Source organism: Ventosimonas gracilis (assembly GCF_001580025.1).
In the GTDB taxonomy this organism is placed as follows: Bacteria; Pseudomonadota; Gammaproteobacteria; order Pseudomonadales; family Pseudomonadaceae; genus Ventosimonas; species Ventosimonas gracilis.
In genome coordinates, this window is record NZ_LSZO01000168.1 from 1 (window position 1) to 4,912 (window position 4,912).

8 protein-coding genes are annotated in these 4,912 nt (G+C 50.5%); all 8 read left to right on the forward strand.

The features are described 5' to 3' along the window. Window positions 1–201: phage/plasmid replication protein, II/X family (locus AXE65_RS08850; RefSeq protein WP_239685059.1), on the forward strand; the 201-nt coding region annotated here is incomplete at its 5' end. 21 nt (window positions 202–222) lie between these two features. Continuing rightward, window positions 223–666 carry a hypothetical protein gene (locus AXE65_RS08855; protein ID WP_068391059.1) on the forward strand — a complete coding sequence of 148 codons (444 nt, stop codon included), beginning with the start codon at window positions 223–225 and terminating at the stop codon, window positions 664–666. Window positions 667–668: 2 nt separating this feature from the next. After that, window positions 669–974, forward strand: a complete 306-nt coding sequence (locus AXE65_RS08860; protein WP_068391062.1) for a hypothetical protein — start codon at window positions 669–671, stop codon at window positions 972–974. Between the two features lie 2 nt (window positions 975–976). Beyond that, complete coding sequence (locus tag AXE65_RS08865) at window positions 977–1,204, forward strand: hypothetical protein (protein ID WP_193393243.1); 228 nt, start codon at window positions 977–979, stop codon at window positions 1,202–1,204. A 13-nt stretch (window positions 1,205–1,217) separates the two neighbouring features. Further along, window positions 1,218–1,433 (forward strand): major capsid protein, encoded by a 216-nt coding sequence (locus tag AXE65_RS08870; RefSeq protein ID WP_068391065.1) that lies wholly within the window; start codon window positions 1,218–1,220, stop codon window positions 1,431–1,433. A 238-nt stretch (window positions 1,434–1,671) separates the two neighbouring features. Further along, the gene (locus AXE65_RS13975; protein ID WP_160330607.1) at window positions 1,672–3,249 is read left to right on the forward strand and encodes a virulence factor TspB C-terminal domain-related protein; all 1,578 of its coding nucleotides are present in this window, start codon (window positions 1,672–1,674) and stop codon (window positions 3,247–3,249) included. 5 nt (window positions 3,250–3,254) lie between these two features. Next, complete coding sequence (locus tag AXE65_RS08880; RefSeq protein WP_079214118.1) at window positions 3,255–3,608, forward strand: DUF2523 domain-containing protein; 354 nt, start codon at window positions 3,255–3,257, stop codon at window positions 3,606–3,608. Between the two features lie 12 nt (window positions 3,609–3,620). Next, window positions 3,621–4,844 carry a zonular occludens toxin domain-containing protein gene (locus AXE65_RS08885; protein ID WP_068391071.1) on the forward strand — a complete coding sequence of 408 codons (1,224 nt, stop codon included), beginning with the start codon at window positions 3,621–3,623 and terminating at the stop codon, window positions 4,842–4,844. Window positions 4,845–4,912: the final 68 nt, after the last annotated feature.

The window sequence follows — 4,912 nt, forward strand, 5'->3', positions numbered from 1 at the left end:
AATTTATCTGAACCTACTTATTACCGTCATCGCGCCTTACTAAAAGAACATGGCATCGATATAGCGCTGCGCTGCGACCGCGCGGCCAACACCTCCAATGTCGTGCCCCTGATTCGCGTACTCGAAGCCAAACCCGCCGCCATTCCTGCGTTTTTCTTTGAACGCGGATTAATCCACCGCTCGGCCAGAGCGAACTACTAAACCCTAAACAGGACAAAACCCATGAGCATGTATATTCAGGGCAAAATCGTTGGCGTTGTTGACAAACAAGCCAAACCCAAAAAGAACGAAGAAACCGGCGCAATTACCCAAGGTAATTACTACGGTGTAGTGGGCGTTAAAGTCGAAGGGGTAGACCGTGATGGTTTTGAAACCTCAGCGCTCTACCGCCTGAGTGTATTTGGCGACGACTATAAAAGCCGCCTGCATGACACCTACCGCCAATTAGTTGGTCAAGAAGCGTTAGTGCCGGTACGGGTCTCGGCGGACAACAGCCGGCAATTGTCCTACTTCTTGTCGGGTATCCCGCTAAAACCCGCGTCGGAAACCTTTGCTCCTGCACGCAAAAGCCCCTCCGAATTAATCGCCCAAGCGCAAGCGACAAGAGCCGCGCAACAAGAACAAATAAGCAAGCCCCCCGCACCGCAAACCGCCGCGAGGGCATAGCCATGCCTGTCGCTCAAGCAAAAACGATGACTATTTTTGGCGATTTTGTCAAAGATACTTCGGTTATTCAGCATTCCGAAACACCTGATATTTCATTTGACATTATTCGGGACGTCAACACTGAAAAATACGGGTTTTTTTTGTGTTGTAAAAATAATACGCCCTCGATTATGTGCCGTTTTGGGTTCTCGTCAACGCTTGATGCGTGGATTGAAGCGATGAACTGGCTTGAAGATCATCAAGGGATAGACGATAGCCTTTTTCCCTTGCGGTGCCATTTAGGTAAATCGACGCGGCGCGATCTTTAAATATGGCTGCCCAATATGTTTTAACCTGCTCTGGGCATTGGCAACTTATCGGCAGTGCCAATAACCCTCAATATATTTGCTCGGGCACATTGCAAAATGTGCCGCTTGATGAACTTAATCCATCCGGATTAAGCCCCGAAGACCACGCCGAATACCGTGGGTTAGTCCTCTCGTTATTTGTGCTGGTTTTCGGTTTTCTGGTACTTAAAAAAGTACTGATGTTACGTTAAAGGAGTAAGACCCATGAAATGGCTTAACCAGCTAAAAAGCAAAAGCGCTGCCGTGGTTTCGGTGTTTTCCGTAACTGCACTCTTTGGCTCGCAAGCCTTTGCGGCGTTATCGTCGGATGTCGTTGCGTCACTTGAGGGCGCTAAAGACGACATTATTCAAGCGGGCGGTTTGGTGCTGATCGCCCTGGTGGCCGTTGCTGCATTCCGCTACATCCGGCGTGCGTTCTAAGACCCTAAACCCGTCCTTGTGGCGGGTTTTCTTTAACCCTTTATGCATCAAGCGCCGCAAGCCCGACCGGTGCGCGGGTGCGGCGAGCACTGCGCACGGGGCGGGCGCGGCGCGTCCATACAATGTGTTATGGGTATAAGGTTTTACCGGTTAAAGGCCATGATGGATATTCACATGCTGACCACGGTTGTTATTGTTTTAGCGATGGCCGCTTTATTATTTGGGCGAATTTAAAACAATGATTAACGTCGTGCGTATAACACTAGCCTGTTTAATGCTGATGGTTTCTTGTGCGTCTTGTGCGTCTTTTGCTGGTGTACCTTGGTATGCTCAATGGTTATTATCAGGTATATATACTGGTATGTCGGGTACATTTGGCAAGTCGATTGATGCGGGTTGCATGGCGTACGCACAAAGTCTAGTCAATACAGGCGATCCTGGGGACGGTAAATACGTAAGATACGAGTTTACTGGAATTGAGGGATTTACTGGTTCAAGTTATAACGCTAACGATTATTTTGTAAATGGTAATCCACCAGATTATTATGCCGGTTCGATTAGTGGTAAGTGTACATTCATTTATGAGCGTGAATATACTACTCAAGATAAAGGTGAATACGTTGTTAAAACATACACGGATACAACCAGTGAAGACTTTCACTTATATTTTTCTCAATGTCCGGATACCCATAAAATGGAATATGACAGCGGAGGTAAAGCGAATTGCATGCCATCGGTTTGCCCTGCTAAAAAAGATCAAATTACCAGCTTTTATGCCTTAACTAACCTAGACCTCTCTAATCCTGTCGTTCCGGCCTTCTTTTGCATGGAGGGTTGCAGGGTTAAACCTGTAATGGCTGATTGCTTCGCAATTGCTGGCAATCCGTCATATAACAGTGATTGTCTTGGCTTGGCCGAATATACGGGCACGACTTGTAAAACGTCCGATCTTCCTTCTATTTCGGGATCAGGATCTCCGGAACCGCCTTCAAATAATCCCCCTCCTGATAACCCACCCTCACCACCGAAAGACCCCAATCATCCTGACCCTGAGCAATGCCCGCCGGGGTATTTTTATAACGGTTCGTTTTGCTCGCCTATAGAACCGGATAATGACGGTTGCCCGGAAGGTTTGGTTCGCGTTGACAATCATTGTGTCGTTCCATCAGAAGTGCCAGTGGATAACCCGCCTAATAATGGAGGCGGTGGCGGTGGCGGTAGCGATTCAGGTGGCGGCGGTGGTGGTGGCAATCCAGGCGACGGCAATTCAGGCGGCGGCAATGGCAATAACGGCGGCAATGGGAATAATGGCAATGGCAACGGGGATGGCAATGGCAATGGCAATGGTGGAAACGGCAATGGCAATGGCAATGGTGATTGCCAAGGCGAGGACTGCAACGACAAGATAAGCAAAGTCGGCGGCGAAGGTTGCAACGTTGATTTAGCTTGCGAAGGTGACGCCATTCAGTGCGCGATATTAAAACAACAAAAGAAACAAGCTTGCCAGTTGGAAAATGACTATCAGCATCACGGTCAAATGGTTGCCGACAATTTGGCTCAAGAGGCTGCGGATAAAGCCGCATTTGAAGAAGAGGGGTCTGAATTGCCTCTCGGCAATCTATTTAATGACGCTAAAAACGCGGCAGGCTGGTTGCCGAAAAGCTGCCCTGCGCCGCGCACGATTTCGATTGCTGGCCGTACGCTTAGCTTTGATTTTTCGCCGCTTTGTCAATTCGCGACGGGGATTAGTCCCATGATTGTGTTTATGGCGAGCTTGTTCTTTTTGATCACGGTCGGCAGGGCTATCAAGAGGTAATTGACATGGCGTTTCCGCTTCTTGCTGTAGGTGCTGCCGCCGCCGGTGGCTTACTCGCTCAAATTGGCTTAAGAACTTTTTTGCTGGCGATTGTCGGTAGCCTGGTGTTTCGCGCCCTGTCTGCATTGGGCTTTGGCTATCTGGCCTATACCGGCTTAAACAGCCTGATGGACAGCATACAAAGTTATTTGTATGGCCTGTTTGGGGCGTTGCCGGTGGAAGTCATGCATCTGCTGGGCTTGGCCAAGGTCGATATTGCCATCAATATCACCTTTGCCGCCATGGCCGCGCGGCTCTTGCTGGTCGGCATGGACAAGTTTACCGGTACCGTCGTTGCGTTAAGCCTGATCAACAGATAGGGCAGGGCAACCATGTTTGTACTGCGCACCGGACTACAGGGACACGGCAAAACCCTCAACACGATTAAGGAAGTTGATACCAAGGCCGCGAATGAGGGCAGGGCGGTCTACTACCACAATATCAGGGGCTTTAACCCTGATGCTGAGGTGTTAAAGGCCGTTTGGTTGCCCTTTGATGACCCCTACCAATGGCATCATCTACCTGAAAACAGCATTATCGTCATCGATGAAGCGCAAACCTTTTTCCGCATCCGTAAACAAGCCGCCGCCGTGCCGGAATACGCAAGCGCCCTTGAAACCATGCGCCACAAAGGCCATGAATTGCACTGCATCACGCAAAGCCCTGGACTGATTGACCACCACTTTAGAAAGCTCTGCAACTCGCATATCCACTATGTCCGCGGACATAAAGGCAAAGTCACCAAACGCTGGGAGTTTGAGCGGGTCAATCCGGATGTCGAGCGTAAAAACCATTTCCAAGAAGGCGAGGCGAGCCGCGTACTGCTGGATAAAAAATATTTTGATGTTTACCAATCCGTTGCCAAGGGCAGCGAACACCATATGCGCTTTAAAGCTCCTAAAGCGCTCTGGTGGTTGATCGCTTGCGTGCTGATCTTGCTTGTGGGTGGTTACAACTTTTACAAAAAACGCATGGTGCCGCCGACAGAGACCGCGCAGCGAGCGCAAGAGGTTAACGAACCCCCGCACAGCGCTGAAAAACAGGCGCCTTCAGACGGTGGTTTTTTGAGCAGTGATGACCCGCGAGGCCGTGAACCGCTCACGCTGGAAGAGTACTTGGCGTTACGCACGCCAAGACTGCCGGACGTGCCAAGCTCTGCACCGCTCTATGATGAGGTGACGCAACCGGTGACTTACCCCAAGCTGTCTTGCATGGCGACTACCGACGTCAAAGCCTTGGAACGGGCGGGCAACCGCTTGAGCATGGGCTGGCGCAAAGTGCGCAAAGGCATGCAAGATGTGATTGAGGTCTACGGCTGTCGCTGCAACACGCAACAAGGCACAAGAGCGATGATTTCCGCTGAAGCTTGTCTTAACTACGTGGAAAACGGTGCTTTTGATCCGGCCAAACCGGACAAGGCACCGGTACAGGCAACAGGGTTTGACGGCGCTCGCGCTGGTATGCTGAGCCAGGCAGCGGAGCCGACAAGGCCGGTGCCACAAGGCTTGCCCAAGGGCAGTTTTGGCGCATTAAGCAGCGGTCCGCTTGTGCCCTAGTCTCAAAAATGAGACAAAAGTTGAGAACATTCTCAACAACCTCAACCGCTATAAGGGTTCGCATAAGG

Bases quoted from the DNA above. Each gene is read 5' to 3' on its own strand.
- AXE65_RS08855 (WP_068391059.1), top strand. From the start codon at position 223: ATGAGCATGTATATTCAGGGCAAAATCGTTGGCGTTGTTGACAAACAA.
- AXE65_RS08860 (WP_068391062.1), top strand. From the start codon at position 669: ATGCCTGTCGCTCAAGCAAAAACGATGACTATTTTTGGCGATTTTGTC.
- AXE65_RS08865 (WP_193393243.1), top strand. From the start codon at position 977: ATGGCTGCCCAATATGTTTTAACCTGCTCTGGGCATTGGCAACTTATC.
- AXE65_RS08870 (WP_068391065.1), top strand. From the start codon at position 1,218: ATGAAATGGCTTAACCAGCTAAAAAGCAAAAGCGCTGCCGTGGTTTCG.
- AXE65_RS13975 (WP_160330607.1), top strand. From the start codon at position 1,672: ATGATTAACGTCGTGCGTATAACACTAGCCTGTTTAATGCTGATGGTT.
- AXE65_RS08880 (WP_079214118.1), top strand. From the start codon at position 3,255: ATGGCGTTTCCGCTTCTTGCTGTAGGTGCTGCCGCCGCCGGTGGCTTA.
- AXE65_RS08885 (WP_068391071.1), top strand. From the start codon at position 3,621: ATGTTTGTACTGCGCACCGGACTACAGGGACACGGCAAAACCCTCAAC.